The sequence below is a fragment of the Streptomyces sp. AK02-01A genome (genome assembly GCF_033795305.1).
GTDB lineage: Bacteria > Actinomycetota > Actinomycetes > Streptomycetales > Streptomycetaceae > Streptomyces.
In genome coordinates this window covers 475263-500224 of record NZ_JARBAE010000002.1, presented here as the reverse complement: position 1 = coordinate 500224, position 24962 = coordinate 475263, and the positions used below count along the sequence as shown (strand labels likewise).

At 69.1% G+C, this 24962-nt stretch carries 18 protein-coding genes and 1 pseudogene; 8 read left to right on the top strand and 11 right to left on the bottom strand.

What is annotated here, in order from left to right:
* Window positions 1–96: 96 nt before the first annotated feature.
* From PV679_RS04625 to PV679_RS04610, 4 genes are all read right to left on the bottom strand, one after another.
* Window positions 97–1788, bottom strand: a complete 1692-nt coding sequence (locus tag PV679_RS04625) for a glycoside hydrolase family 13 protein (RefSeq protein ID WP_319678558.1) — start codon at window positions 1786–1788, stop codon at window positions 97–99.
* Between the two features lie 114 nt (window positions 1789–1902).
* Window positions 1903–2784 (bottom strand): sugar ABC transporter permease, encoded by an 882-nt coding sequence (locus PV679_RS04620; protein ID WP_416069638.1) that lies wholly within the window; start codon window positions 2782–2784, stop codon window positions 1903–1905.
* Window positions 2778–3788, bottom strand: a complete 1011-nt coding sequence (locus PV679_RS04615; RefSeq protein WP_319678560.1) for a sugar ABC transporter permease — start codon at window positions 3786–3788, stop codon at window positions 2778–2780. The genes PV679_RS04620 and PV679_RS04615 overlap by 7 nt, the downstream gene beginning before the upstream one ends.
* Before the next feature lie 19 nt (window positions 3789–3807).
* The gene (locus PV679_RS04610; protein WP_319678561.1) at window positions 3808–5082 is read right to left on the bottom strand and encodes an extracellular solute-binding protein; all 1275 of its coding nucleotides are present in this window, start codon (window positions 5080–5082) and stop codon (window positions 3808–3810) included.
* A 325-nt stretch (window positions 5083–5407) separates the two neighbouring features.
* Between PV679_RS04610 and PV679_RS04605 the strand changes: the two genes are divergently transcribed.
* Both PV679_RS04605 and PV679_RS04600 read left to right on the top strand, forming a co-directional pair.
* Window positions 5408–6463 (top strand): LacI family DNA-binding transcriptional regulator, encoded by a 1056-nt coding sequence (locus PV679_RS04605; RefSeq protein ID WP_319678562.1) that lies wholly within the window; start codon window positions 5408–5410, stop codon window positions 6461–6463.
* Between the two features lie 289 nt (window positions 6464–6752).
* The gene (locus PV679_RS04600; protein ID WP_416069647.1) at window positions 6753–7571 is read left to right on the top strand and encodes a phosphatase PAP2 family protein; all 819 of its coding nucleotides are present in this window, start codon (window positions 6753–6755) and stop codon (window positions 7569–7571) included.
* Between the two features lie 77 nt (window positions 7572–7648).
* On the opposite strand, the gene PV679_RS04595 is transcribed toward PV679_RS04600, so the two are convergent.
* The 5 genes and pseudogenes from PV679_RS04595 to PV679_RS04575 all read right to left on the bottom strand — a co-directional run bounded on the left by PV679_RS04595 (window position 7649) and on the right by PV679_RS04575 (window position 13841).
* Window positions 7649–8014 carry a hypothetical protein gene (locus PV679_RS04595; protein ID WP_319678564.1) on the bottom strand — a complete coding sequence of 122 codons (366 nt, stop codon included), beginning with the start codon at window positions 8012–8014 and terminating at the stop codon, window positions 7649–7651.
* Window positions 8015–8016: 2 nt separating this feature from the next.
* Window positions 8017–8934: pseudogene (locus PV679_RS04590) on the bottom strand (transcriptional regulator); the annotation flags it as partial.
* Window positions 8927–11929, bottom strand: coding sequence for a bifunctional [glutamine synthetase] adenylyltransferase/[glutamine synthetase]-adenylyl-L-tyrosine phosphorylase (locus tag PV679_RS04585; RefSeq protein ID WP_319678565.1), 3003 nt, complete (start codon window positions 11927–11929; stop codon window positions 8927–8929). The gene PV679_RS04585 and the pseudogene PV679_RS04590, both read right to left, overlap by 8 nt.
* A 256-nt stretch (window positions 11930–12185) precedes the next feature.
* Window positions 12186–12593, bottom strand: a complete 408-nt coding sequence (locus PV679_RS04580; RefSeq protein WP_319678566.1) for a hypothetical protein — start codon at window positions 12591–12593, stop codon at window positions 12186–12188.
* 189 nt (window positions 12594–12782) lie between these two features.
* Entirely contained in the window at window positions 12783–13841 is a 1059-nt protein-coding gene (locus PV679_RS04575) for a helix-turn-helix transcriptional regulator (protein WP_319678567.1), read from the bottom strand.
* 344 nt (window positions 13842–14185) lie between these two features.
* Between PV679_RS04575 and PV679_RS04570 the strand changes: the two genes are divergently transcribed.
* A complete protein-coding gene (locus PV679_RS04570) occupies window positions 14186–17032 on the top strand; it encodes a M4 family metallopeptidase (protein WP_319678568.1) in 2847 nt (948 codons plus the stop codon).
* 371 nt (window positions 17033–17403) lie between these two features.
* Window positions 17404–18015 (top strand): TetR/AcrR family transcriptional regulator, encoded by a 612-nt coding sequence (locus PV679_RS04565; protein WP_319678569.1) that lies wholly within the window; start codon window positions 17404–17406, stop codon window positions 18013–18015.
* A gap of 123 nt (window positions 18016–18138) precedes the next feature.
* Here PV679_RS04565 and PV679_RS04560 read toward each other — a convergent pair whose 3' ends face one another.
* A complete protein-coding gene (locus PV679_RS04560) occupies window positions 18139–18735 on the bottom strand; it encodes a TetR/AcrR family transcriptional regulator (RefSeq protein ID WP_319678570.1) in 597 nt (198 codons plus the stop codon).
* A gap of 194 nt (window positions 18736–18929) precedes the next feature.
* On the opposite strand from PV679_RS04560, the gene PV679_RS04555 reads away from it, so the two are divergent.
* The 3 genes from PV679_RS04555 (at window position 18930) to PV679_RS04545 (ending at window position 21937) form a co-directional block, all read left to right on the top strand.
* Window positions 18930–19949 carry an aldo/keto reductase gene (locus PV679_RS04555; RefSeq protein ID WP_319678571.1) on the top strand — a complete coding sequence of 340 codons (1020 nt, stop codon included), beginning with the start codon at window positions 18930–18932 and terminating at the stop codon, window positions 19947–19949.
* Window positions 19950–20144: 195 nt separating this feature from the next.
* Window positions 20145–20942: an SDR family oxidoreductase gene (locus PV679_RS04550; protein ID WP_319678572.1), complete on the top strand. Its 798-nt coding sequence runs from the start codon at window positions 20145–20147 to the stop codon at window positions 20940–20942.
* 110 nt (window positions 20943–21052) lie between these two features.
* A complete protein-coding gene (locus PV679_RS04545; protein ID WP_319678573.1) occupies window positions 21053–21937 on the top strand; it encodes a GNAT family N-acetyltransferase in 885 nt (294 codons plus the stop codon).
* A gap of 292 nt (window positions 21938–22229) precedes the next feature.
* On the opposite strand, the gene PV679_RS04540 is transcribed toward PV679_RS04545, so the two are convergent.
* Window positions 22230–23423 (bottom strand): esterase-like activity of phytase family protein, encoded by a 1194-nt coding sequence (locus PV679_RS04540; RefSeq protein ID WP_319678574.1) that lies wholly within the window; start codon window positions 23421–23423, stop codon window positions 22230–22232.
* Between the two features lie 297 nt (window positions 23424–23720).
* Between PV679_RS04540 and PV679_RS04535 the strand changes: the two genes are divergently transcribed.
* Window positions 23721–24770 carry a beta family protein gene (locus PV679_RS04535; RefSeq protein ID WP_319678575.1) on the top strand — a complete coding sequence of 350 codons (1050 nt, stop codon included), beginning with the start codon at window positions 23721–23723 and terminating at the stop codon, window positions 24768–24770.
* Window positions 24771–24962: the final 192 nt, after the last annotated feature.

Sequence of the window (24962 nt, the reverse complement as noted above, 5' to 3'; positions counted from 1 at the left end):
GTGCGGTCTCTCGTCGCGACGCGCTCCGCCCTCAAGGCCGCCCGCGGACGGCGTCGTCGGGCCGGCGGCGGGCGTCGCTCCGGCGGAGCGGCGCCGTCACACCGTCCACCACGCCGTGGTGTCCGCCGGCAGCTCGGTCTCGCCGGGCGTACCGGGACCGGCCGGCATGGGGCCGCTCGCCAGCAGCAGGCCCCCGCGCACCGGGATCCGTACGGCCCTGTCCGTCGTGTTGACCGTGCAGACGAAGCCGGGCCGGGCGAAGACGAGCACACCGTCGGGTGCGTCCAGCCACCGCACCGAGGTGCCCGCGCCCAGTCCCGGATGCTCCCGGCGTACGGCCAGCGCCGACCGGTACAGCTCCAGGGTCGAGCCGGGGTCGCCGGTCTGTGCCTCGACGCTGAGCGCGGCCCAGCTCTCCGGCTGCGGCAGCCAGCTTCCGCCGGTGCCGAAACCGTATGAACTGCCCGTGCGTGTCCAGGGGATCGGGACCCGGCAGCCGTCGCGGAAGCCGTCCTGGCCGCTCGCGCGGAAGTACGACGGGTCCTGCCTGGCCTCGTCGGGCAGATCGGTGACATCGGGCAGCCCGAGTTCCTCGCCCTGGTAGATGTACGCGGAGCCGGGCAGGGCGAGCATCAGCAGCGTCGCCGCGCGGGCCCGCCGCAGTCCGAGCGTCCGGTCGCCGGGCTCGCGTGTCTGGGTGCCGCCGCCGGGCGGGCCGGCGAACCGGGTGGCGTGCCGGGTCACGTCGTGGTTCGACAGCACCCAGGTGGCGGGAGCGCCGACCGGGCGCATCGCGGCGAGTGAGACATCGATGACCTCGCGCAGCGCCGGACCGACCCACGAGGTGCTCAGATACTGGAAGTTGAACGCCTGGTGCAGCTCGTCCGGACGCACGTAGTTCGCGGTGCGCTCGACGGTCGGGGTCCATGCCTCGGCGACGGCGATCCGGTCGCCGGGGTATTCGTCGAGGATCGTGCGCCAGCTCCGGTAGATCTCGTGCACTCCGTCCTGGTCGAAGAACGGCAGGCCCTCGTCACTGCTGCCGAGCAGCCTGAGCTGTCCGCGACCGCCGATGTCGGGCAGTCCCGCCGCCTTGACCAGCCCGTGGGCGACATCGACGCGGAAGCCGTCCACGCCCATGTCCAGCCAGAAGCGCAGGATCGAGCGGAACTCGTCGGCGACGGCCGGGTTGTCCCAGTTGAAGTCGGGCTGCTCGGGAGCGAAGAGGTGCAGATACCACTCGCCGGGCGTTCCGTCCGGGTCGGTGGTACGGGTCCAGGCGGGACCGCCGAAGATGGACTCCCAGTCGTTGGGCGGGAGTTCACCGGCGGCTCCCTTGCCGGGCCGGAAGTGGTAGCGCTCGCGCAGCGCGGATCCCGGGCCCTCCCGCTTCGCGCGCCTGAACCATTCGTGGTCCTCGGAGGAGTGGTTCGGTACGAGGTCGACGATGACGCGCAGGCCCAGCTCATGGGCGTCGCGGATCAGCGCGTCGGCGTCCAGCAGGGTGCCGAACATCGGGTCGATGGCCCGGTAGTCGGCGACGTCATAGCCGGCGTCGGCCTGCGGAGAGGCGTAGAAGGGACTGAGCCAGACGGCGTCGACGCCGAGCTCCTTGAGATACGGCAGACGGCGGCGCGCGCCGTCGAGATCGCCCATTCCGTCGCCGTTGCCGTCGGCGAAGCTGCGTGGATAGACCTGGTAGATGACCGCGTCCCGCCACCAGCCCGAGCGGTCGCCCGGGGCGTCGTCGGACGGGCCGGTGAGAGGGGCGGCGAGGTGCTGGGTCATGTCATCCCTGGAGTGTCTGCGATGGGAAGCGGCGCCGGGACCCGATGGGCCACGGGCCGCCGTCGTGGTGCGCGGTGATGCGGTGGGACATTCCGGCGCGCGGGCCGGCGCCGGTCAGCCCTTGACGGCGCCGGCCGACATACCGGTGACGAGATGGCGCTGGGCGAAGAGGAAGACGAGAGCGGCGGGAACGGCGATGAGTACGGACGCGGCGGTCATCGGGCCCCACTGGGCGCCGTACTGGTTGACGAATTTCTGGAGGCCGCCGGCGAGAGTGAGGTTCTCGTCGCCGACCATGAAGGCCGAGGCGTAGGCCACTTCGCCCCAGGCGGTGATGAAGGAGTAGAACGCGGTCACCGCGAGGCCCGGTTTCGCCAGCGGCAGGATCAGCCGGAAGAAGGTGCCGAACGGCGTCAGCCCGTCGACCTGGCCGGATTCGTCGATCTCCATCGGAATGGTGTCGAAGAAGCCCTTCATCATCCAGGCGCAGAAGGGCACGGCGATGGTGAGGTACGTGATCACCAGACCGGCCGGATTGTTGAGCAGTCCGAGGCCCGCCATGATGTTGTAGATCGGCACGATGAGGACGGCGACCGGGAACATCTGGGTGATGAGCAGGGTCCACATCAGACCGCGCTTGCCGGGAAAGCGGAAGCGGCTGACGGCGTAGCCGGTGGTGGCCGCCACGAACACACCGAGCACGGTGGTGAGGCCCGCGATGAGCAGTGAGTTGCCGAACCAGGTGAGGAACGGCGTGTCCCGCAGCAGCTTGGTGTAGTTCTCGAAGGTCGTCTCTTTGAAGAAGTCCGTGGTCGTCGCGTAGCTCGGCGGCTTGAGTGAGGTCAGGAAGACCCACAGCACCGGGAAGACGGCTGTCACGGACGCCACGACGAGGGTGGCGTGCAGCGCGGCCGAGGCCAGCGGCGAGCGCCGGCCGCGGCGCGGGATCCCGGGAGCGGCCTTGGAGACGGGACGGCGTGCGGCGGTGGTCACCACGTATCTCCCTGCTGACGGAGGACTCGCCGGTAGACCGCGGCGAAGAGCATCAGAAGGACAAGGATCAGCACGCCCCAGGTGGAGGACTGCGCGAAGTCGCGCGGGCTGATCTCGAAGGAGAACTTGTACGCCTGTGTGACCAGGATCTGAGTGGCCTCGCCGGGGCCGCCGCGCGTCAGCAGGAAGATCACCGGGAACATGTTGAAGGTCCAGATGGTGGAGAGCAGGATCACCGTCGTGCTGACCGAGCGCAGCCCCGGCATGGTGATGTGGCAGAACCGCTGCCAGGCGCTGGCGCCGTCCATCTCGGCGGCCTCGTACATCTCTCCGGGGATGGACTGGAGTCCGCCGAGCAGGGCGACCATCATGAACGGCACGCCGAGCCAGATGTTCACGGCGATGACGGAGAACTTGGCCCAGTCCGGGTCGTTGAGCCAGGGCACGGCGTCGATTCCGCCGCCGGCCAGCAGCTTGTTGAGGAATCCGCGGTCCTCGTTGTAGAGGAAGCGCCAGGCGAAGACGGAGACGAAGCCCGGTACGGCCCAGGGCAGGATCAGCAGCATCCGGTAGACGGAGCGGCCGGCGATCCGGCGGTTGAGGATGTTCGCCAGGGCGAGGCCCAGCGCGAAGGTCACGCTGACGCAGGAGAACGTCCACACCAGTGTCCAGCCGAGGGTGGCGAGGAACTGGCCGCCCGTCAGTGCCTCGGTGTAGTTGCCGAGGCCGATGAACTCGTAGGTGGCGGGCAGATGGTTGACGCCGATATGGCGCTCGACATTGCGCTCGTTGGCGTCGGTCAGCGACAGATAGACGCCGCGGACCAGCGGATAGCCGATGATCACGCCGATCACGGCCACCACCGGCGCGACCATGGTCCAGGCGTACCAGTGCGTCGAGAGGCCCCGCCGGAGCCTGCCGGGTGGGTTGCCAGAGCCGGGGCCGGAGCCGCGGACGATGTCGTCGCCCGCGGCCCGCGCCACCGACTGGCTGGTGTGGACAGCCATCAGCCGGCCCGCCTTCCTGTTACTTCCAGCCCTTGAGCAGCTTGCGGTAGGCGTCGCCGGTGGCCGTGACGCCCTGCTCCGGTGTGGCCTGGCCGGTGAGGACCTTGGTGTACTCGGTCACCAGCGGCGCGAACAGGCTGCCGGTCTCGGGGATCCAGGGACGCTCTACGGCCTTGTCGACGACGGGCTTGAAGAAGCTGACGATCTCGTTGTCGGCGACGCCCGGCCGGGAGTAGACGGAGGTACGGGTCGGCAGCAGGTTCAGTTCCTCGGCGACCCTGGCCTGGCTCGCCGCCGACGTCATGTACTCGGTGAACGCGTAGGAGGCGTCGAGGTTCTTGGAGCCGGCGTAGACCGCGAGATTGTGACCGCCCTGCGGCGCGCCCTGTCCTGCGGAGCCGGCCGGTACGGGCGCGATGCCGAGGTTCGCGCGGTCCTTGAACTGCGGGCCGCCGTAGGTGTCGGCGATCGCCCACGGGCCGTTGATCATCATGGCGACCTCGCCCTCCTTGAAGGCCGTCTGCATGTTCTCGAAACCGTCCGTGGCATCGGTCTTGGCGACGCCGGAGTCGACCAGGTCCTTGACGACGGTCATGGCCTTCACGCCGGCCGCGTTGTCGACGGTGACGGTCTTGCTCTCGGCGTCGACCAGGTTGCCGCCCTCGCCGTACAGGAACGACAGGAACCAGTAGGCGTCGTCGCCGCGCAGATACAGGCCGGTCTTGCCGGTCTTCTCCTTGACGGTCTTCGACACGGACTTCAACTCGTCGACGGTGGCCGGGACTTCGACGCCGGCGTCCTTCAGGATCCTCTTGTTGTAGAAGATGCCCATGGAGTCGATGACCTGCGGCACGGCATAGGTCTTGCCGTCGTACTCCGTGGAGGCGGCGGCCTGCCCGAGGAAGTCCTTCTCGTCCTTGAGCGCCGGTGTGCCGTCCAGCGGCGCGAGATAGCCGAGATCGGCGAACTCGGGTGTCCACGCGACCTCGGAGCGGATCACGTCGGGAGCGCCGGAGCCGGACTGCGCCGCGTTCTTGAACTTGTTCTGGGCGTCGCCGAAGGGCACGTTCACATACTTGACGTCGACCTTCGGGTGGACCTTCTCGAAGTCCTCGGCGAGCTTCTTGAAGACCTTGTCCTCGCTGCCGACGGTCGAGGTGTCCCACCAGGTGACCGTTCCCGAGAGCTCGCCGCCCGAGCTCTTGCCGCCGCCTGACTCCTCGTCAGTGCCACAGGCGGTCGCCGCGAGGACCAGGGTCGCGGCCAGGGCGGTGGCCGTTATGCCACGTCGCATCCGAACTCCTTCAACTGCCGTACCGCTCCATTGCGGCGCCGGGTCGGACGTGAAGGTAACAGCGATGAAAGAAGGCCGAAAGACCTTGCGGAATATTTCCGCAAGAGCTGCCGATCGTTACACCTGCGTGCCCTGCCCGCGCCGACCAGACTCTTGACGGGAACTCACATCACCTGGCAGAGACGGTTTACGCAGGCTGTCGGGGCCTCAGCAGCCGGCACGAGCACCGCAGGAAGGTTTCGCAAGATCTTGCAGGGCCTTGCCGCGACGGCCGGTTTCCGCAGCCGGTGTGCAATCCGACAGACGCCCGGTACAGTCCACTCCCATGACCGCACGGCTTGCCGATATCGCAACCCAGGCGGGGGTCAGCGAAGCGACGGTCAGCCGCGTACTGAACGGCAAGCCCGGGGTTGCCGCGACCACCCGCGAATCCGTTCTCGCCGCACTCGACGTCCTCGGCTACGAGCGTCCCGTACGGCTGCGCCGCCGCAGCGCCGGTCTGGTCGGCCTGATCACGCCGGAGCTGGAGAATCCCATCTTCCCGGCCCTGGCCCAGGTGATAGGCCAGGCCCTGACCCGGCAGGGCTACACGCCGGTGCTGGCGACCCAGACGCCCGGCGGATCCACCGAGGACGAGCTGACCGAGATGCTCGTCGAGCGGGACGTCTCCGGCATCATCTTCGTCTCCGGACTGCACGCCGACACCTCGGCGGACATGAGCCGGTACGAGAAGCTCCGCACCCAGGGCGTGCCGTATGTCCTCGTGGACGGTTTCTCGCCGAAGGTCCGGGCGCCCTTCATATCGCCGGACGACCGGGCGGCCGTCAGGCTCGCGGTGACCCATCTCGTCTCGCTGGGCCACCAGCGGATCGGGCTCGCCGTCGGCCCGAAGCGCTTTGTGCCGGTGCTCCGCAAGATCGAGGGCTTCCGGGCCACGGTCCAGGAGCTGCTCGGCCTCTCCGCGCAGGAGACGGAGGAGCTGATCCAGCAGTCGCTGTTCACTCTGGAGGGCGGCCAGGCGGCCGCCACCGCGCTGATCGAGCGCGGCTGTACGGCGGTGGTGTGCGCGAGCGACATGATGGCGCTCGGCGCGATCAGAGCGGCCAGACGGCTCGGTCTGGAGGTGCCCAGGGATCTGTCGGTGGTCGGCTTCGACGACTCACCGCTCATAGCGTTCACCGATCCTCCGCTGACGACGATCCGCAAGCCGGTGCCGTCGATGGGCCAGGCGGCGGTACGCACGCTCCTGGAGGAGATCGGTGGCACACCCGCTCCGCACAGCGAGTTCGTGTTCATGCCGGAGCTGGTGGTTCGTGGTTCAACCGCTTCCGGGCCGGCTCCGGGACCCCTCGGGTCGACGGAGCGGCGCGGTCGACTTTAGGGTGTACCGAATGCGGCACGAACCCGACCGGGGGATGATCGGTCGGTGGCGGGGAATCTGGCAGACTCTCTCGCTGTGACTCCTCCACCTCATGAATGGGGTGGCTTCTCACTTGGCTCGGCAAGGCCTCGTGACGGCCGGGCCCTGACGCCGCCCAAGGGCGGGGAGGCAGAGTACTGCACCGGGAGAGACGGGTGAATCGACCGTGAAGACACGGGAAGGCCGGACGGCCGCCCCGTCACTCATCACCGACGAGGAGACTGACGCGCCGCCGGCCGGCGCGACCCTCGTGGTGAGCGCCGAGGAGGAGAACCGCGGCCGGGTCCGGCTGTGGCGCCTCCGGTCACCTCGCCGCCCGCGGATCTGGTTCGAAATCCTGTTGATCGCGGTCAGTTACTGGACGTACTCCCTGGTCCGTAACGCCGTACCGGAGCAGCGCGTCAAGGCGCTGCACAACGCCAACTGGATCTGGCAGACGGAGCAGGCCCTGGGGATCGCGGTCGAGCAGTCCGTCAACCACGCCGTCAATTCGGTGACCTGGCTGATCGTGGCCATGAACTACTACTACGCGACGTTGCACTTCATCGTCACCATCAGTGTGCTGATCTGGCTCTTCCGCCGCCATCCCGGCCGCTACGCCGCCGCCCGGCTGGTGCTCTTCGCGACCACGGTCGTCGCACTGCTCGGCTACTACCTGTATCCGCTGGCACCGCCGCGTCTGATGACCGGAGGACACTTCGTCGACACGGTCGCCTTCCACCACACCTGGGGCTCGATGGCCTCGGGCGACCTGAAGAACATGTCGAACCAGTACGCGGCCATGCCGTCGATGCACATCGGCTGGTCCCTGTGGTGCGGCGTGACCGTCTTCGCGCTCGCCTCGGCGCCCTGGGCGAAGATACTCGGGCTGCTCTATCCGGCGGTCACCCTGCTCGTGATCGTCTCCACCGCGAACCACTTCTGGCTGGACGCCGTGGGCGGCATGGTCTGCCTGGCGTTCGGTTTCGGCATCTCGTACGCCTGGTACGGCGAGCTGCCGTACCGGCTCCCGCGCCAGGTCGGTCCCGGCCGACGACGAGAGCACGGACGCCGGCCGCTGACGGCCTGACGCCGTGGACGCGCCGGGACCTGGGATACACGGCCCGCGCGGCCGGCGGCGGGATCACGCCGCGCCGGTCGGCAAACTCACTCGATGGACTTCTCGACCGCCTCGAAAATGTCCGAGTCGGTCTCTTTCTGCCAGTCGGGGAGGTCCGGCCAGTCAGCCACGTAGCCCGGCTTGGGGGCTTCGAAGTGCTTGAACATCTGGGCGGTCCAGCACGTCGCGACGAACCAGCCCTTCTGCTCGCGTGACAGCCGCGAAGCATGCCCCTCGCTGACGAGGAGGAACTGTCGCACCTGTCCCTGGACGGCGGCGGCCGCCTGGCGTTCCCACTCCGGGGTGTCCTCCCAAGGAGTCACGTAGCCGGGCTTCGGCTCACCGGGAAAGTGCGCTCGTACGCCGGCGATCCACGTCTCCCGGAACAGGCGGCCGTCCTCGGTCTGCGGCATGCTTACCCCTCTCGTCGCGTGATGCTCAGTGCGCCGATCTCGGCGTCCAGCTCAGCGACGCGGTGGTCGCGGACCAAGGGGCCGAACTCGGTTCGCAGGTTGCGGAGTCTACGGGCGACGTACCCGGAGGATGTTTCCCTGGCGAGTCGCAGTGCCTCACGGCCGTAGACGAGAAGTTGGTCCGGGTCGCGCCGCTTGGCTCCGATCGCGGCCAGGTCCGTCAACGCGGCCCCACGGCGTCGCAACGAGGATCCTTCTCTCGCGAGTGAACCTTGGTCCAGCGCGCTCTTGAGCGCCTCTTCGGCCAGGTCGAGACAGCCGAGCTGTACGTATCGGGCACCCCGCTCCTCGGCCGGCCGCGAGCCGTCGAAGCGCAGCCATCCCCCGTTGTGACCGGGAGACGTCAGGTCCCGCACTTTCTCCGCTTCGTCCAGGGCACGCTCGCAGGCGGCCAGGTCACCCAGACCGGCATGCGCCTCGGCCTGGACCGAGGCGACCCAATGGCGTGTGGACAGCGAGCTGTCTCCTCGTCCGGCGAGCCTCTCGGCAGCCGACAGGATGCCTGCGGCTTCCTTGTATCTGCGCTCGTACATGTCGATGTACGCGTGCCGCACCAGCGAGCAGGCCCAGAGGTCGAACGAGCCCGCGTCTTTACTCGCCGCCGCGGCGAGCGTGTAGGACGCCGCGGCGTCTGTGTAACGGTTGCTGTCGAAGGCCAGCTCTCCGGCGAGCTGGAAGAGGTCGCCCGCCGCGCCGCACAGAGCTTGAACTTGCGTGTCCGAGCGCCCGTCCAGCGCCTTGCTCAGGGCCACGAGCTGCTCCCGAACGATCGGGTACACGGAGCCCTTCGCGCGGGCGAGCTGGTAGACCTGCCAGAGGTGGCTGTTCATGCGCAGGAAGTCGGCTACGGGATCACGCCGCGCCGTAGAACAGCTCCTCCACCACCGCGCGCGCCCTGCGCGTCGTCCGGCGGTAGTCGTCGATCATGTCGCCGATGTGGCCGGGGCCGTATCCGAGATAGCGGCCCATCGCGCCCAGCTCACGGCCGTCCGACGGGAAGGTGTCGGCCTGCCTGCCCCGGACCAGCATCACACCGTTGCGCACCCGGCTCGCGAGGACCCAGGCGTCGTCCAGGATCTGTGCGTTCTCGGCCGAGAGCAGACCCGCCGCGTGGGCCGCCGCGAGAGCCTCGCGGGTGCTCGTGGTGCGCAGTCCCGGCTCCGCCCAGCCGTGCTGAAGCTGAAGGAGCTGGACGGTCCACTCGACGTCCGAGAGACCACCCCGGCCCAGCTTGGTGTGGAGCGTCGGATCGGCGCCGCGCGGCAGCCGCTCCGATTCCATCCGCGCCTTGAGGCGGCGGATCTCCCGCACCGCGTCCTCGCCCAGTCCCTCCGCCGGATAGCGCAGCGGATCGATCAGCTCGATGAAGCGGCGGCCGAGATCCGCGTCGCCCGCCATGGGCTCGGCCCGCAGCAGCGCCTGGCTCTCCCAGACCAGCGACCAGCGCCGGTAGTACGCCTCGTAGGAGGCGAGCGTACGGACCATCGGGCCGCTCTTGCCCTCCGGCCGCAGATCCGCGTCGATCAGCAACGGCGGCTCGGAGGAAGGGACTTGCAGCAGCCGCCGCATCTCGGCGACCACCTCGTTCGCCGCGCGCGCCGCCTCGTGTTCGTCGACGCCCGCGCGCGGCTCGTGCACGAAGAGCACATCCGCGTCGGAGCCGTAGCTCAGCTCATGGCCGCCGAAGCGGCCCATGCCGATGACCGCGAACCGGGTCGGGAGCGTGTCGCCCCACCGCTCGCGTACGACGGCCCGGAGCGCGCCCGCCAGCGTCGCCGCGTTCAGATCGGTGACGGCGTTCCCGACCCGGTCGACCAGCGCGCCGTGGTCCTGCTCGGCCGGGCTGTCCTCCGTGCCGTAGGAGCCGATGATGTCCTCGGCCGTCGTACGGAACAGCTCCCGTCTGCGCACTCCGCGCGCCGAGGCGACCGCGCCCTCCGCCGTCTCCGCGCGTCCGACCGCGGCGAGCACCTCCTGCTCCAGCGCGGCACGGCCGCGCGGTGTCAGTCCGTACGGGTCGCCGAGGATCGAGACCGCTTCGGGCGCGCGCAGCAGCAGGTCGGGCGCGAGCCGCCCGGCCGACAGCACCCTCGCCAGATTCTCCGCCGCTGCTCCTTCGTCCCGCAGCAGCCGCAGATACCAGGGTGTCTTGCCGAGCGCGTCCGAGACCCGGCGGAAGTTGAGCAGCCCGGCGTCCGGATCGGCCGAGTCCGCGAACCAGCCGAGCAGCACCGGCAGCAGCGTCCGCTGGATCGCCGCCTTGCGGCTCACTCCTGACGACAGTGCCTCCAGGTGCCGCAGCGCCGCCACCGGGTCGGCGTAGCCGAGTGCTTCGAGGCGCTGTCCCGCCGCTCTCGTGCTGAGCCGGATCTCACCGGGTGCGAGCTGCGCGACGGCGTTGAGCAGCGGCCGGTAGAAGAGCTTCTCGTGCAGCCGCCGTACCACCGCGGTATGGCGTTTCCAGGCCCTGGTCAGTTCGGCGACGGGGTCGTTGCGCAGCCCGAGCGAGCGGCCGAGGCGGCGCAGGTCGTCCTCGTCCTCCGGCACGAGGTGTGTGCGCCGCAGCCGGTGGAGCTGGAGGCGGTGCTCCATCGCGCGCAGAAAGCGGTACGACTCGTCGAGCTGCGCCGCGTCGGCCCTTCCCACATAGCCGCCCGCCGCCAGCGCCTCCAGCGCTTCGAGTGTCGAACCGCTGTGCAGTGTCGCGTCACTGCGGCCGTGGACCAACTGGAGGAGCTGTACGGCGAATTCGACGTCCCGCAGTCCGCCGGGCCCGAGCTTCAGCTCACGCTCCGCCTGTCCGGCCGGGATGTTGTCGATGACCCGGCGGCGCATCTTCTGGACGTCGGACACGAAGTGGTCGCGCTCGGCGGCCTGCCACACCAGCGGCGACACGGCGTCGATGTACTCCGCGCCGAGCGCCGGGTCTCCGGCCACCACTCTGGCCTTGAGCAGTGCCTGGAACTCCCAGGTCTTGGCCCAGCGCTGGTAGTAGGCGAGATGGCTGCTCAGGGTCCGTACGAGTGGCCCGTTGCGGCCCTCGGGCCGCAGGTTGGCGTCGACGGGCCAGATGGCTCCTTCGCTGTTCGACTCGGAACAGATCCGCATGAGATGGGAGGCGAGACGGGTCGCGGCCTGGATGGCTTTTCCCTCGTCGGTGCCCTCTTCCGCGGTCTCCGGTGTCGCGCCGACGAAGATCACGTCGACGTCCGAGACGTAGTTCAGCTCATGGCCGCCGCACTTGCCCATCGCGATGACCGCGAGCCGGCAGGCGACGGCGTCCTCCGGGGCGGCGGCCTTGGCGATCGCCAGCGCGGCGCGCAGCGTCGCGGTCGCGAGATCGGCGAGTTCGGCGGCGGTCTGGGCGACATCGGTCGTGCCGCAGACGTCCCTGGCCGCTATGGCCAGCAGACAGCGGCGGTAGGAGATCCGCAGCGAGACGGGATCATTGGCGCCGGCGAGACCGCGCTCGAACTCCTCGACGCCGGGATGCAGGTCCGCCAGCTCATAGGTGACCAGAACGCGCCAGTCCTCGGGATGTCTGGCGAGATGGTCGGCGAGCGCCTCGGACGCGCCGAGTACGCCGAGCAGCCGGTCCCGCAGCGGCTTCGCCGTGACCAGCGTGTCCAGCAGGATCCGGCGCTCCTCGGGCCGCGCCGCCTCGGCGAGCCGGACGAGCCCGCGCAGGGCCAGATCGGGATCGGCGGTCGCGCCGAGCGCGTCGAGAAGCAGCGGATCGGACCGTACGGCGCACATCTCGGGAAGGTCGAGCAGCCGCTCGGCGGCGGAAGGATCGGTGAAACCGTGCCGCAGCAGGCGGATGAACGTACTGCTCCTGCGTCCCGGCAGCGTCATATCGCCGTCTCCTGTCCGCGTCCCCGTCCGACCAAAGCCCAGAGATCGAGCGTAGCCCCAGGAAGAGGCGCGGGACCGGCCGCGTACACGCACAGATCATGGGGTCGCGCATCTTGAGGGCACGCGGACGGCCGGGACGTTTTGGTCTTCAGCCGCGCGCGCTCGTCAATCGTCAGGTCACCGGCCCATGGCGGAGACAACGAGGAGGAAGCGAGCCTGACACCTGACGCACGGGACGGAGCACGGCGCCTGGCGTTCAGGCTTGTCCGGGCCGCACGGATCCGGACCGCGTCCGCATGACCCACATGTACGCGGCCAGCCCCAGTGATCCGCGCACCATGGCGTCAGCCCACACGGGCACGATGCCGTCCCAGGCGTTCCGCTCCAGACTCCAGAGGAGGAGCCAGCTCAGTGCGCCTGCCACGACGACCGCGCTCCCGTACTTGAGCGGTGTTGTGCGGCTTCTGCCCAGCCAGGTGCCCAGAAGCCCGGCCGGGATTTGCACCATCACGTGGAAGCTCACGCATGTCAGCGGCACGGCGAAGAGGAGGAAGAAGGGAGCGTCCGCGGTGGGATTACCTGGCGGCGTCGCGTCGACGGCGTCCAGCATCCACGACGGCGGCACCAAGAATGTGAGCAGGAGTACGGCTCCGCTCAGATGCATGGCGCCAAGGTGGCGCAGCGCGGGACGCGAAGACCCGGCGCTTCGCCGCCCGGCCGACGGACCATCAGTTCTCTCGCCCATGTTCGTCCTCCCACGACCGTATGCGACCGCGGGTCATGGTAATCAAGCGACGGCCCCGTCCTCGCGGCGCCCAGCACCTCCTGCGGTCGCGCCGCCGCACCGGCCGGTTCAGCGCCGGCCGATCCAGCCGCGCTCCCGCGCCAGCAGCGCGATCTGGAAGCGGGTGCGGGCGCCCAGCGCGTCCGCCGTGCCGCTGATGTGTTTCTGGATGGTCCGTCGGCTGAGCCCGAGCGCGCGGGCGATCGCGTCGTCGGTCAGGCCCGCGGCCATGAGGTCCAGGATGTCCCGCGCGCGTCCACTCAGCCCGCCTTCCTCGCTTCGTGCACGGTCCTGGAGCTTTTCCGCGGTGCCCGCCATGGACACCGGAGTCGCTCGCTCCCACAGGCTTTCGAACAGTGCCGTCAGCGCGTCCAGCAGCGGCGACGCGTGCACGATGACGGACCCGGCCGCCGGGTCCGCCTTGCTCAGCGGGATCATGCCCGCGGTGTCGTCGAACACCACGAGCTTCATGGGAAGTCCGGGCAGCAGCCGGAGCCGGCCGCCCCGGGCCGTGCCGCGTACGGCGGTCTTGAGGGACACCGCGTCCGTGAATCCGTCGCTGTCGTACACGGACCGGAGCCGTACGCCTTCCGGCGGCTGCGGGTCGGGATCCGGCTTCGGCTGCGGGCCCGCGACCGGCTCCGTGCCGGCGGCGCGGACCGGCGACGGTGACCGCTGCAGATACGGAGGCTTGGCCAGATGCAGCACCTCGCGCTTGCTGGACGCCAGCAACTGCGCGTAACGCGCGGCGACTTGATCCGCGCTCTCGACGACTTCGAAGAGGTCGGAGGTGACGCGCCGGGACGGCACCGAGCGGTACGCCTCCTGCAGCCGCTCCATGTACAGCTCGGTCCTGGCCAGTTCCTGCCGCCGCCGGGCCAGCAGCGCTCCGAGCGTCGAGCGCGGCGGGCCCGCGGCCCAGCGGGTCGGCCGGATACCCGTCCGCACCACGAGGTGTTCGCTCTCCAGCGCGCGCAGCGCCTCGCCGATCTCCTCCGCCGGGTACTCCACGGCGGACGCTATCTCGTCCTCGGTCAGTACGGGACGGCCGATGAGATGCTCCAGGATCCGGCCCGTGAGCGGAGCCAGACCGACCGCTCCCCATGCCGCGTCGGATGACGAATCCACGACGTCTCCCCCCTGGTGAACGTGGGGCTGATGGTACGTAAACCGACAGCCGTCGATGAGTGATCTCCAGCGTCGAGGAAGCGTAACCGCGGCCTGTTACAGCCGATCGCCGCCGCGTCCGGGAGACATCCGCCGTTCCGCCGGAGGGACTTGTGCCGTACGACCGGAGTGCGCCTCGGCTGGCGCTTCTCATCTGCGCAAGTGCGCGGACCCGCCCTCCCTCGGGCCTTGCCCGGCGCCATACGCGGCGGCGAAGGTGAGCCCGAGCCGCAGCGCAATGACGCGCCACTCCCCCTGGTCAACTCATCGTGAGCCGAAGTCACTTCGGCTCGTTGGAGGCCCCTGTGCCACGACTCGACGCCCGGATATCCAGACAGAGACGCGTTTCCCTCGCGATCGCGCTCGCCGGCGCCGCCGCCATGGCTGTTCCCGCGCTGCCCGCCCAGGCGGCCGGCACCGAACAGCCGCCCGCCATCGAGGTCGTACCGGGCACGGACACCCGGACGCCCGCGCTCGTCGAGGGGATCGCGGAGCCCGCCGAGGCGTCCGCCGACGCCGACGACGCCGCGCGTGAACATCTGGTGGACCGCCGCGCGCGGTACGCCATCCCGCACCCGGACCAGGACCTGAGCACCGCCGAGGTGGCCGAGGAGAGCGGCGGTCAGGAGACCGTCCGCTTCCAGCAGAGCCACCGCGGTGTGGAGGTCCTCGGCGGCCAGTATGTCGTCCGCATGGAGCGGAAGAACGGCAATCGCACCGTCACCGGCACTTCCGGCAAGTACTTCACGGATCTCACGGTCGGCACCACGCCCAGCGTCTCCGAGAAGACCGCCGTCAGCCGCGCCGTCGAGGCCGTCAGGCGCGGCTCCTCGGCCACGCTGACCAAGGGCACCGCGGTACGCAAGAACGGCGCGGCGAAGGCCGCGAGCACCTTCCAGGGCGTGGACAAGGGCCTGGTCGTGCTCGCGCGCGGCGCCGGTGTGCTCACCCGCCATGTGCGGGTCACCGGGACCAGTCCGACGACCGGCGAGCCTCTGATGCAGGAGGTGTACGTCGACGCCAAGTCGGGCTTCCCGGTCCTCCAGTACAGCGGTCTGCGCACCTTCGCGGCGCAGGGTGTCGTCCCGGCCGAGAAGGCCGGCAAGGCCACCGCGAGCGCGGCGCCGAAGAGCGGCGGCAGCGCCGCTCCCGCCGATGTCACCGGCTCCGGCAAGATCGTCAACGGCCGTGAGGTGACGCTGGGCCTGCGGCAGGACGCGTCGAGCGGCCAGTATGTGATGACGGACTACAGCCGGATGAGCGCCACCTCCAAGGCGGCCATCTCGACCTGGGACGCGTCGAATGTCGATGTCACCCAGGCGTCCGGTGTCTGGCCCGAGGGCATCGCGCTCTTCTCGTCGCCCACGCCCGCCTTCGCGGCGGACGCGACCGAGGCCGGAGCGGTCGACGCGCACTGGGCCGCGGGCCAGGTGTACGACTACTACCGTCAGCAGCACGACCGGGACAGCCTGGACGGCCGCGGCGGAGCCATCGACTCCCTGGTCGGCGTGACCGAGTACGGCAGCCCGTTCGTGAACGCCTTCTGGGACGGCCAGAAGATGGTGTACGGCAGCGGCGACTCGCAGTACCGGCCCATGGCGGCCGACACGGACGTCGTCGGTCATGAGATGACTCACGGCGTCGTCGAGAACTCCGCCGCGCTCGTCTACGCCGGCCAGTCGGGCGCGATGAACGAGGCGCTGGCCGACTACTTCGGCAACGCCATCGACGTCACCGCCTCGGGTGTCGCGATGACGGACCCGAACGCCGGTCTGATCGGTGAGGACCTGTGCCGTACCGCCGCGCCGCGCGACTGCGCGCTGCGCGATCTCAACGACGGTGCCACCACGTCCAAGAACTTCCTCGGTCTGTCGTTCCAGATCGACAGCGGCGCCGTGCACCTGAACTCCACCATCTTCGGCGGAGCGCTCTGGGACATGCGTGAGGACCTGGGCGGCAAGCTCGCCGACAAGATCATCTACCGTGCGCTCACCTCGTACATGACGCCGCTGGACGGTTTCACCGAGGGACGCGCCGCGGTGATCGCGGCCGCCAAGGACCTCGACGTCAAGAGCGCGCAACTGAAGACCGTGAAGCAGTCCTTCGACGCCCACGGCATCGTGCCGGGCTGGGAGAAGGCGCTCGGTATGGACACCGACACACTGCTCGGCAAGCTGAACATCAGCGGCACGGGCGCTGACGCCGACGCCGGCTGGTGGACCACGTCCAAGTCGAACGACGACGGCTCCGCGCCGTACACGGTCTTCGCCGGCCGCACCGACGGCAAGGGCGCGGCCAAGCAGATCAGTGACAACAACGGTTACTACAACGTCTACCCGGTCACCGACGGCAAGCGTGTGGTGTGGGCCGCCTACGGACCCATGGGCGTCAGCATCATGTCGCGCCCGATCAACGGCGGCGTTCCGAAGACGCTCTTCACCTCCTACTACTACGACATCCAGAATCTCCGCGTCTCCGGTGACACGGTGGCCTTCGAACTCCTCGACGACTACGGCATCTGGCATGTGAACTACCTCCGGGACGGCGACAAGCTCCCGAAGGCCGTCGACGAAGACCCGAACTCCCACTGGATCACCGACTCCCGGCTGCCCACGCTCAAGGACGGCAAGCTCGCCTACGCCAGGTCCTACGCGGACGACAACGGATGGACCACCATCGGCGTCGAGCTGCTCGATGTGAAGACCGGCAAGGTGACCCGGGTCGGAGAGGCCGGCGCGCCGTACAGCATCGGCCAGCCCGTCCTCACTCCGAAGTCCGTCTACTGGATCATCGACGAGACCGCCTACGACGACAATCACACGGCGGTGCGCAGGGCCGACCTCAAGGGCAAGAACGTCGTCGATGTCCTTCCGGAGTCCGCCGCGGACGCGGTCTGGGCGATGGACATGACCGCTTCGGACGACACGCTCACGCTCACCACCCTGCTGCCCGACACCGATTACCGCAACGAGACGTCGCCGAAGCTCCAGCAGTACGGCCTCGACGGCGAGCCGCTGGGCCGTGTCTCCTGCAACCGCGGCCTGCAGATGTTCGCGGCCTCGGACACCGGGAGGCGCGTGGTGTGGATCGACGGCACCACCAGCGACACCGACCTGGTGACCCGCGCCCGGCCGGCCGGCCGCTGCGGCTGACACCACCGGACCGACGCCCCTGACCGAGCCGCCCTCCGCCACCTCCCCTGTGGCGGAGGGCGGCTCGCCCAGTCGCGGCCCGGCTCGGTTCGGCCCGGTTCGGTTCGGCCCGGTTCGGTTCGGCTCGGCCCGGCTCGGTTCGGCTCGGTTCGGCTCGCTTCGGCTCGCTTCGGCTCGCTTCGGCTCGCTTCGGCATAGTGGCGGATACGGTCGGCTTCCTCGGCGTTTCAGCAGCTCAGGCAGGGTCCGGGAGCATCCGTGCGGTCAGGTGGACGACGGTGTCAGGCGCGGCGCCGCGAGTACGCTGAACCAGTGGAGCCTTCTGGAAGTGATCGGGAAGTGAGGGCTCTTCCGGAAGTGAGGTGGAGTCGTTGAGCCGGATTCTGACGGCGAAGGGCGAGGCCACACGGGCGCGTATCGTCGCCGGTGCCGCCGAGGTCCTGCTGGAGAGAGGCGTCGCCACGGCGACCCTGGACGACATCTGTCTGCGCACCGGTACGAGCAAGGGCCAGCTCTTTCACTACTTTCCCGGCGGCAGGGAGGACCTGCTGCTCGCCGCCGCGCGGTACGAGGCGGACCGGGTGCTGGACGACCAGCAGCCGCACCTGGGAGCGCTCGACTCCTGGGAGGCGTGGTACCGGTGGCGTGACGTCGTCGTCGAGAGGTACACGGCACAGGGCGACACCTGCCCGCTGGGCTCGCTGTTCGCGCACGTCGGACGCTCCACGCCCGGGGCCCGTGCGATCGTCATCCAGCTCATGCGGGAGTGGCAGGAGTATCTCGCCACCGGGATCCGGTCGTTGCGGCGTCAGGGTCATCTGTCGGCGTCGCTCGACGTGGACGAGGCCGCCGCGGCGCTTCTCGCCGGCATCCAGGGCGGAGTGTCGATCATGCTGTCCACCGGAGAGCCGACCCATCTCAAGGCCGCGCTCGACTGGGGCATCAGGCAGCTTCAGGCGACCGGCCGGCCCGTCGCGGACTGATCGCCGCACCGGTCGCCGACGCGGACGGAACGCTGCGTCCGTCCGGACGCACCTGTTCGTCGGTCATGACCGGCGGTCGGCCGATTCGGCGCCATGGGCGCGGCCGCGTCCACGGGCATCAGATCAGGCCGAGCGCGGTTGAAGCAGTCCCGCGACAAGCAGCTCGACCATGTGGCGTGGGTCGTAGCGGGAATCGTTGTCCCCGCCGATGCAGAGGTTCCCGACGCCGCGCATGAGTTCGTAGGCGTCCGTGTCGGAGCGGATGTCGCCGGCGGCGACCGCGGCGCCGAGCAACTGAGTGCACACGGGCACGAGGCGGTCGAGGAAGTAGGTGTGCAGCGCGTCGAAGCCGGCGTTGTCGGACTGCAGCACGGCCGCGAGTCCGTGCTTGGTGACCAGGAAATCAACGAAGAGGTTGATCCATCGTCCCAGTGCCGCGTGCGGAGTCGCGCTGGTCGCCAGCAGGGCTGGACCGGCCTCGGCGCATGCCTCCACCTGATGCCGGTAGACGGCGATGATGAGATCCGCTCGCGTCGGAAAGTGGCGGTAGATCGTGCCCATCCCGACACCGGCCTTGGCCGCGATGTCACGTACCGGCGCTTCCACGCCTGACGTGACGAACACCGCGGCGGCCGCGTCGAGCAGCGTCTCCTTGTTACGCCGGGCGTCCGCCCGCTTGGACCGGGCCGCCTGCCCCGCGCCCTCGTCGCTGTCGTTCACCGCGCCACTCCTTCCGCTGCCGGGTTCCGCTGCCGGGTTCCGCTGCCGGGCTAGCCAAACGGAACGACGTTCCGTATCGTTACCGGAACAAGGTTCCGCTTGCCCATGATGTCAGAGCACGGGCCCGGTAACCAAGCCTCGCATTGCCACCACGCGATGCCACCAGGCTTCATCCGCGACGGAGGAACACAGTCATGCAGTACCGCACTTTGGGCCGCACCGGCGTGCAGGTCAGCTCTCTCGCGCTCGGCGCGATGAACTTCGGCAAGATCGGGCGCACCACCCAGGACGAGGCCACCGCCATCGTCGATGCCGCTCTTGAGGCCGGGATCAATGTCATCGACACCGCCGACATATACGGCGACGGCGAGTCGGAGGAGATGGTCGGCAAAGCCATCTCCGGCCGCCGCGACGACATCGTGCTGGCCACGAAGGCGAACATGCCCATGGGCGAGGAGCGCAACCACCAGGGCAGTTCGCGCCGCTGGCTGGTCACCGAGCTGGACAACAGCCTGCGCCGCCTCGGTGTCGACCACGTCGATCTCTACCAGATCCACCGATGGGACCCGAGCACCAGCGACGAGGAGACTCTGTCGGCGCTGACCGACCTGCGGCGCGCGGGAAAGATCCGTTACTTCGGCTCCTCGACTTTCCCGGCCTACCGCCTCGTGCAGGCGCAGTGGGCCGCCCGCGAGCATCACCTGAGCCGTTATGTCACCGAGCAGCCCAGCTACTCGATCCTGCAGCGCGGTATCGAGACCCATGTTCTGCCCGTGACCGAGCAGTACGGGCTCGGTGTGCTGGCGTGGAGCCCGTTGGCTTCGGGCTGGCTGTCGGGCGCGATCCGCGCGGGCCAGGAGATCACCACCAGCCGCTCAACGTTCATGCCGCAGCGCTTCGACACCGCCATTCCCTCCAACCGGGCCAGGCTCGATGCCGTCGAGCGGTTGGCCGAGGTCGCCGACGAGGCCGGGCTGACCATGATCCAGCTCGCGCTCGGCTTCGTGACCGCGCATCCCGCCGTGACCGCCGCGATCATCGGTCCGCGCACGCTGGACCACCTGCGTTCACAGCTCGCCGCCGCGGACACCGTGCTCTCCGCCGACGTACTGGACGCGATCGACGCGATCGTCCCTCCGGGTACCGATCTCGCCGCACACGAGAAGCACGACACTCCGCCCGCGCTGCTGGACCCGTCACTGCGGCGCCGCTGAGCGCGTCGAGTCGCCGCTGGAACTGGTGACACGGGCCGGATCCTGATTTTTGGACTTGCGGGTCTATTTTTTGGAGTGCACTTTGGACGCGAGGCACGGCCCCGCCGAACAGAGGCATCCCACCTGCGGGAAACCCCTTCGGGCCCATGCCGTGGAGCACCGCGCGCGTGGTGCGCCGAAGGAAGGAAGAAGCAGATGGATCTTCAGCTCGCCGGCAAGAGGGCATTGGTCACAGGATCGAGCAGCGGTCTCGGCGAGGAAATCGCCAGGCTGCTGGCGGCCGAGGGCGCTTCCGTCGTCGTGCACGGACGGGACGAGGCGAGAACCGCGGCGGTGGCCAAGGCCATCCGCGAGGCAGCCGGCGAGGCAACCGTCGCGATCGGTGATCTCGGCACGGACGAAGGCGCCGACACGGTCGCCGCCGCGGCGCTCAAGGCCGGTCCCATCGACATTCTTGTGAACAATGTCGGCGTCTACAAACCCACCGCGGTATGGGAGAGCACCTCACCCGGAGAATGGGCTGACATTTACAACATCAATGTTGTCTCCAGTGTCCGGATGATTCAGCGCATCGTTCCCGGAATGCGTGATCGGCACTGGGGCCGAGTGATCCAGATCAGCAGTGTCACGGGCCATCTGCCGCAGTCGAGCCAGCCGCATTACGCGGCTTCCAATGCCGCCCGGAACAACCTGGCCAAGTCTCTCGCGCGTGATGTGAAGCATTCCGGAGTGACATCGAACGCGGTGGCGGCGGGAGGCATCCTCGTCCCCGCGGTGCGGGAGGCCCTGACCCATATGGGCAAGCAGAACGGCTGGGGCGACACCTGGGAGCAGATCGAGCCCAACCTGGTCGAAGCGCTCTCGCCCAACGACGTCGGACGCATCGGCCGACCGCGCGACTTCGCCGGCCTTGTCGCCTATCTGGCCAGCCCCATGTCGGAATACATCACAGGCACCACCCTGCGGATCGACGGCGGTTGGTACGACGCCTGAGCCGGAGTGAGTGGTCGCGTAACTCAGGGCTCCCGTAGCTCAGGGCTCCCATAACTCAGTGGTCGCGTAACTCAGTGGTCGCGATGTGCACAAGGTGATTGTCTGCCCGCGTGACCACCGCGAACCGCACGAGCAACAGCGATACGAACAGCGGCAGCGGCCGTGACCTCGCCCACGACCACGCTCTGCTGGACCGTATCGACCACTATCAGGACGCTCTCCACCGGCCGGACGCGCGGGCCGAGGACTTCGGGCCGCTGACTCTCTTTGTCCGCGACGGCTCGGGCCCGCCGCTCCATGCCCGGCCGACCCGTGGTCGGCCGGGCAGCCCGGTCACCGCCGCCGATGTCCGGCGGGTGCGCGCCCGCCAGCGCGAGCTGTCCCTACCGGAAACCTTCGAATGGGTCGCGCAGACCACGCCCGGCCTGCGGAAAGCCGCCGAGGAGGCCGGACTCCGGGTCGAGGCGCGCCCGCTGCTGGTGCTTCCCGAGGCCGCGCCGGTGCCGGCGGCCCGTACCGTACCGACCGGGACAGCCGTCCGGACGCTGACACCGGACGACCCCTGCCTCCCGAGCGCCGTCACCACTCCATGGCTGGCCTTCGCCGAGCTGGGTACGCACATCGGCGAGACGGGCGCCGCCGAACTGGCCGAGGCGATTCCCGCGTACACCGCCGAAATCACCAGGACGGCGGACCGTATCCGCGCGGGCCGCACCACGGTGGTGGCGGCGATCGAGGACGGACTCGCGCTCTGCTCGGGCCTGTTCCCAAGGCCCGTCGGAGGCGTCACCGAGCTGTGTGCCGTCGCCACACTCCCGGCCGCCCGCCGCCGGGGCCTGGCGCTCGCGGTCACCGCGGCGCTGGCGGCCGAGGCGCGCGGCCTCGGCGTGAAGACGGTGTTTCTGTGCGCGACGGACGAGACAGTGGCGCGGATCTACGCCCGGCTGGGCTTCCGCCATGCCGCCACATTCATGGAGGCGCGGCCGGAGGAGTGACCGGTCCGCTTCTTGAAGCTTCTGAGGTCGGGCCGGTCCGGGTCCTGGAGCGCCGGGTCGCGGAGACCTCGATCCGGTGGGACGGGCTCAACAGCCAAGATCAACCTCGGCCCAGACCGTCTTGTTGCACCACAGCATCACGCCACGCCGCCCAGTGGGCCGACTCCCGGCCCCCGGCCGGGAGTCGGCTGCCGCCCGCGCAATGACACGCGGCCACCGCGCGATCCTGAGGCGACGATCCTCTCGCCTCGCCAAGACCGCACGGTGGCCGCCGACGGCCGGACAACGCGTATCAGTTGAACGCGCGCCTGTCGGCGTCCAGGCGGTGTGCGAGCCGCACGGTGATGAACTCGTTGTTGTCCGGCTTGCCCGGCGTACGGCCGTTGGAGAACGGGAAGTTGTTGTCGTTCATGACGGCCAGCGTCTGGTCGTCGAGCAGAACCACGTCCTCGATCGTGGTGAACGGGAAGCGGAAGGTCTTTCCGAAGCCGCCGAGCCCCTTCGGGTTCGCCACGTTCAGCAGATCGACCACCAGCGTCTTGTCCATGACGCCGTCGTGGTCGCGGTCGCGGTTGTCAGCCAGGTAGATGCGCTTGAACGCGGCGGCATCGCCTTCACCGCCGTCACGCTCGATGATCAGGAAGCGGTGGCTGTCCACGGCGATGGCGTCGCCAATGGCGTTCGAAGGCGAGTCGAGGCGGTAGACCCAGTGCTTGCCCGTGTAACGCTCCTTGCGGAGGTCGAAGTCGTTCAGGCGCAGGTCGCCGGGCTCGTCTCCGTCCACCGTGCCCTCAAGCAGCGGGTAGAGGTGGCGGCCGTCGACCGAGCGGGCCATGCCCTCGAAGCCCTTGCTGCTCGCCAGGTTGGGCTTGTCGCCGTTCAGATACGGATTCTCCGGCGCCCGCACGCCCTTGAGCGGGATCGGGGCCTGGAGGAGCTGTCCCTTCGACGAGAAGTGCAGCAGGAACGGGCCGAACTCCTCGCCCATCCAGTACGTACCGTCTGAGGCCCGCACGATGGACTCGACGTCGAAGTCGGCGCCGGTCAGCACCCGGTCGGCCCGTGTGAGCGCGAACGGCACACGGCGGTGCGGGTCGCTCAGGTTGAAACCGCCCAGCACCTTGACCTTTCCGCTCCGCGCGTCCGGCTTGATGTGGTGGACGCGGAGCAGGAAGTCGGCGCTGTTGGCCTTGTTGCCGTAGCCGTTGTCGGACAGCACGTCGAAGGTGCCGTCGTGCCTGTTGAGGATCCCGCTGAATCCCTGCACGGGCTGGCCGGCGAACGGTGCCGTGATCCCGTTGTTCGGTGCGGTTCCGAGAGCGGAACCGGACGGCGCGCTGCCGGGCACGAACGTCTCGGCCGGAAGCGACGCGAATCCGGTCAGCGTGGCCTGGCCGAAGTCCGCGTGGCCGCGGTCGGCCATCGCCGGAGCGGCGAGACCCATGGTCAGCGCGGCAGCGCTCAGCGTGATCAGAAGCTTCTTCATGCGGCGGACGGTAGAGGTGGCGCATGACGGACGACCCAACAGGAGGCGACCCGAGTACGACCGGCATACGGCCCCTCCGTCCTCGGCGGGCCCCAAGTCCGGCGTGCCCACTGGACGCGTGGCCGCGCGATCTGAAGCACGAGGCGGAGAAACGCGCCGCTACGCGACGTCGGCCTCGCCTTCCGCCGTCTGATGACGGTCTGTCTGGTTCGCGCTCTGTTCAGTGCTCACTTCCGAAGTCACGCTGAGAGAGAACCCCGGCAGGGGTAGGCGCAGCGGCTCGGTGGGGGGCGGCCGATGACGTACGTACCGATCCTGAAAGGCAAGCGAGGCGAGTTCACCGCACTTGGCAAGGTGGCACCGGAGGTTCAGGCACAGATCCGTCCCGTGCTCGAAGTCGTTCCGGACGAAGGTCGGCGAGATGTCCTGGAGACGTTTCGAAAACATGCCTGGAAAGAGTTACCGAAGGGACTCGAAGTCGCCGTGGATTGCGGGGCTCTTTGGCATGCTGGTCCGGTCGGAGGATTCTTCACCGGGCACTCGATGAACTGGCTCAGCGAGGCATTCGGCGCATGGCTTCTTCCCATGGTGCCTGTCTTCCGTGTTTTTGATCCTCCGGGAGCCTTGAGGGAAGTGCGAGACGTCCACCGCGCCCACGGCCTAGGAGCCATGCTGCGGCTCGACATCGTCGCGCTCCCGGCGGATTCGTCCGCCATCTCACACGAAGTGCGCCGCGCACTGCACGCGCTCGGGATCACTCCCGAACAGGTGGACCTTGTGCTGGACGCGGGTTATGTCCCTTCCGACGTCGCGGTCGCCCAGGCAGTGCCCGCCATGCTGCATGCCTTGGACTGGGCGCGCACCGCGCCCTGGCGCCAGGTGGTGACGGCCGGCGGGTCCTTCCCTCAGACTCTCGCTCGGCTGCCCCGCGACCGCCCAAATCGGCTTCATCGCTGGGAGACCGCCTTGTGGCACAAGGTCGCCCGTAGCTTCGAGGGCACTCCCCCGGTCTTCGGGGACTACGGCGTCAGCCATCCGGCGATGCCGGCGAAAGGCTGGCGAGGTTCTCCGAATCTTCGGTACACGGTGGGCGAAGACTGGCAGGTCTACGTGGCGTCCCAACGTCGGCCGGGCAATGACGACTTCTTCGCCCTCTGCGCGCACCTACTGGAGTCCGATCACTGGGCCGCTCAGGGCGAAGCCACGTCTTGGGGAGATCAACAGTTCGCTCTCTGCGCCCATGGCCACCGTGCCAAGGCAGGAGCCGCCTCAGAGTGGCGCGCATGGGCCACGTCGCACCACCTGGCGGTGGTGGCCAATTCACTCGCTTCCCTGGGGACACCCTGAACAACGCGAGGACCGTGTAGGGAACTGGGAGAGCAAAGACGCCAGTGCGAGGTCGCAGCCCTTCGGCCCCGCGACGGGTGCGGGTCGCCGACGAGTTATCGGCTGATGAGCCGCTGCCGCACTTGGCTTCCCGGATCCCAGGACAACGTGGCCGCGTGACGTCGGGAACGATACGACTGCGGGCCGACGGTG

Bases quoted from the DNA above. Each gene is read 5' to 3' on its own strand.
- PV679_RS04625 (WP_319678558.1), bottom strand. From the start codon at position 1,788: ATGACCCAGCACCTCGCCGCCCCTCTCACCGGCCCGTCCGACGACGCC.
- PV679_RS04615 (WP_319678560.1), bottom strand. From the start codon at position 3,788: ATGGCTGTCCACACCAGCCAGTCGGTGGCGCGGGCCGCGGGCGACGAC.
- PV679_RS04610 (WP_319678561.1), bottom strand. From the start codon at position 5,082: ATGCGACGTGGCATAACGGCCACCGCCCTGGCCGCGACCCTGGTCCTC.
- PV679_RS04605 (WP_319678562.1), top strand. From the start codon at position 5,408: ATGACCGCACGGCTTGCCGATATCGCAACCCAGGCGGGGGTCAGCGAA.
- PV679_RS04595 (WP_319678564.1), bottom strand. From the start codon at position 8,014: ATGCCGCAGACCGAGGACGGCCGCCTGTTCCGGGAGACGTGGATCGCC.
- PV679_RS04585 (WP_319678565.1), bottom strand. From the start codon at position 11,929: ATGACGCTGCCGGGACGCAGGAGCAGTACGTTCATCCGCCTGCTGCGG.
- PV679_RS04580 (WP_319678566.1), bottom strand. From the start codon at position 12,593: ATGCATCTGAGCGGAGCCGTACTCCTGCTCACATTCTTGGTGCCGCCG.
- PV679_RS04555 (WP_319678571.1), top strand. From the start codon at position 18,930: ATGCAGTACCGCACTTTGGGCCGCACCGGCGTGCAGGTCAGCTCTCTC.
- PV679_RS04550 (WP_319678572.1), top strand. From the start codon at position 20,145: ATGGATCTTCAGCTCGCCGGCAAGAGGGCATTGGTCACAGGATCGAGC.
- PV679_RS04540 (WP_319678574.1), bottom strand. From the start codon at position 23,423: ATGAAGAAGCTTCTGATCACGCTGAGCGCTGCCGCGCTGACCATGGGT.
- PV679_RS04535 (WP_319678575.1), top strand. From the start codon at position 23,721: ATGACGTACGTACCGATCCTGAAAGGCAAGCGAGGCGAGTTCACCGCA.